The organism is Chitiniphilus shinanonensis DSM 23277 (assembly GCF_000374805.1).
In the GTDB taxonomy this organism is placed as follows: Bacteria; Pseudomonadota; Gammaproteobacteria; order Burkholderiales; family Chitinibacteraceae; genus Chitiniphilus; species Chitiniphilus shinanonensis.
Map to the genome: position 1 here is coordinate 1 of NZ_KB895374.1, position 2,459 is coordinate 2,459.

4 protein-coding genes are annotated in these 2,459 nt (G+C 46.6%); all 4 read left to right on the forward strand.

Annotated features, from left to right (window positions below):
• Nucleotides 1-876: hypothetical protein (locus C556_RS21970; RefSeq protein ID WP_211214762.1), on the forward strand; the 876-nt coding region annotated here is incomplete at its 5' end.
• A complete protein-coding gene (locus C556_RS23365) occupies nt 876-1,241 on the forward strand; it encodes a hypothetical protein (RefSeq protein ID WP_157236281.1) in 366 nt (121 codons plus the stop codon). The genes C556_RS21970 and C556_RS23365, both read left to right, overlap by 1 nt.
• Nucleotides 1,242-1,333: 92 nt before the next feature.
• Nucleotides 1,334-1,702, forward strand: coding sequence for a hypothetical protein (locus C556_RS23370; protein ID WP_157236282.1), 369 nt, complete (start codon nt 1,334-1,336; stop codon nt 1,700-1,702).
• Nucleotides 1,703-2,082: 380 nt separating this feature from the next.
• Nucleotides 2,083-2,346, forward strand: coding sequence for a MafI family immunity protein (locus C556_RS21210; protein ID WP_211214763.1), 264 nt, complete (start codon nt 2,083-2,085; stop codon nt 2,344-2,346).
• Nucleotides 2,347-2,459: the final 113 nt, after the last annotated feature.

Sequence of the window (2,459 nt, forward strand, 5' to 3'; positions counted from 1 at the left end):
GACAAAAAAGCCGATGCCGCGTTGCGGGCCGCCTGCGAGGGCAGTAACCAATTTGCCTGCGACGTTGAACGGTACAAAGCGCAACAGGCAGCCAAGACCTACTCCAATCTGGGCTACCAGAATCCCAAGGAGCAGCAGGCGGGGTATCAGCAAATTGAAGCCTTGCTCAATGCGACGAGCGAAGAGGGTAGAGCAGCGCAAAAGCTGTATGAAGCCAAAGTGAACTTTTTGGTGGAGTATTGGGGCTTCAGCAAAGAGGGTGCGCAGGCCGCGCTTGGGCGGCTGGAGGGCACGAAGCTGTTCGCTAACGGGGTTGCGGGTGCCTATGCGCTGAACAAGCTGGGGATGGAAGGGGATATTGCGGCCAAGCCGGTGAAGCCTGTGAAGCCGACGACCGCACCGCGCGAGCCGTCGCCGGTGGATGGGGAGATGGTGGGGCAGGATCGGCCGGTGGCGCCGTTGCAGGGTGGGGGGGCAAAGCCTGGCGTAGCTGGCTCGGAGAAGGAGATTGACAAAGTAGAAGTGACAAGAACTTCTACCAGTGGGGCGGAAAGTGCCACGACGGCGCAAAAGCTGAAAGATGAGCTTGCTGCAAAAATGACAAAACCGATTGTTTCGGATTCCAAGTTAGAACAGTTGATGAATGACCTATATCGTGATGGTGCGAAAATTGGTACAGGAAGTACAGCGGACGCGGTTAGATATGAAATGTCTACTGGAAAACAGGTTGGAGGGAAAACCCATACTCAAAAAGCGAAAGACTATTCCTCCGCATTGGAAATCTGGCTTGAAAAAACCCCCAATGCGTCATCTAACGATAGATCAGCTGCTGAAAATGTTTTGCGGGATCTTCAAAATGCGCTTAATGGAAAATAATGGAAAACTGGAAAGATTTTGTTGAAAGCTTATCTCAGATTGAGTGTGTTGCTGCATTCAGGGTGGAGGCATTTGATGATTGGGGTGATGATATTCCAATAACAGTTTTGTTTTCTTATTTTGGGCGGGGGATTGCAAGGAGATTTTGTTCTCTGTCTGAGGGTGAGAGAGATTATGTGTTTGAGAAAATCGAAGCTGGCGTTACTTCTGAAAACACAGAGTTGGCTGCATATGTTGCTACTGGGTTGTTGGAGGCAATGTACTCGGAAGCAATTAAAAATAAAGATTTATGGGAAAAAATGGAAAATTTTTTGCAAATCCAGTCTAAGGCTTATCTAAAATCTTGGCTTGAATGGGGAGGGTAGATGTGGGTTGGGGAACGGAGTTGCCTCGTGACCTAATTTCTCTTGGATTAACAAACGAAGCCGATAAAAATGCTTTGGAAGGGAGATAAGGTATGCATGAGGATTGTTACCAATTCTTGGAAAAAATTGCAGTAGGTGATGAAGGTATGCAGGAGACTATAGGGAGTGTTTTTGATTATTGGTTGCCAGATGATCCACCCTTGACAATGCTTTTTTCTGAGGTTGGAGAAAAAATTGTCGATGAATTATTTGAAGTGGGCTGGTTGAATGATCAAGAACGCTTTTTTTTGATTGAGAAGGCTATGAACGATGCTGATGGGTATTTAAAGACGGCAGTCGCTACAGGGCTGATTGAGGCCATGCTCTCAAGGGCTTCTCGTTATGAAAATGGTTTGTCTGAAATATTAAAAATGTTAGGTCAAAAGTCACGGAAACATGCTGACGCCTGGCTCAATTTTTAGGGCAATGACTTGAACATAAAAGCTATGTAGATATTCTCTCGCCTGAAGCCAAGCAACATATCTTGTATGGGGATGGCCCTAATAACGGAGGCCATGCGTGGCCTGGAAACCAAGGTAAATCTCTGTTCCCTGTTGAGTGGTCGACGGAAAAGACTATTCATGAAGTTGGTGATATTGCTACGTCGCCGAATACAAGATGGTATGCGCAGACAGGAACTGGGGGGTATATACATCCAAAGGAGACTCGGCTAAATGGGTTGCATATGAAACTAGGGATGGAATGCGTATTCGTGTGGTTTTTCAGCCCGCGACAGGAAAAGTCATAACTGCTTTCCCAGATTCTACGCCGGTACCACCTTATAAACCTGTGGGACAGTGAGATGGATATGCTTGAGGAACGGATTTTTAATTTTGGCGAAAAATTCAAAGGAAGGCTGGATTCATTGATTTTGGATGGAGCCTTGGATTACATGAACCACAATGAGGTGCCTTTAGCTTTTGAGATTTTGTGTGATCATATTTGTGAGTATGAAATATCGCTAAGTGAAATTGAGTATCTTGAGGCAATGGATTTGGCTCGAGATATGAATTTTGATGTCACGCTTGGCCCGTATAAGCATTTAAAGAATTTGGTTGTAAGGTGAGCTGATGGCCGGTGTCGTCTGAGTGAAACCGAATTCGTCCAAACCGCTGCGCCGCTCTTGGGACGCAAGGTTGGCAAACAAGGCAAGTTGCTGGAGATGTATGCGCTGGCTAG

Coding starts and splice junctions, on each gene's coding strand:
- C556_RS23365 (WP_157236281.1), top strand. CDS start 876: ATGGAAAACTGGAAAGATTTTGTTGAAAGCTTATCTCAGATTGAGTGT.
- C556_RS23370 (WP_157236282.1), top strand. CDS start 1,334: ATGCATGAGGATTGTTACCAATTCTTGGAAAAAATTGCAGTAGGTGAT.
- C556_RS21210 (WP_211214763.1), top strand. CDS start 2,083: ATGGATATGCTTGAGGAACGGATTTTTAATTTTGGCGAAAAATTCAAA.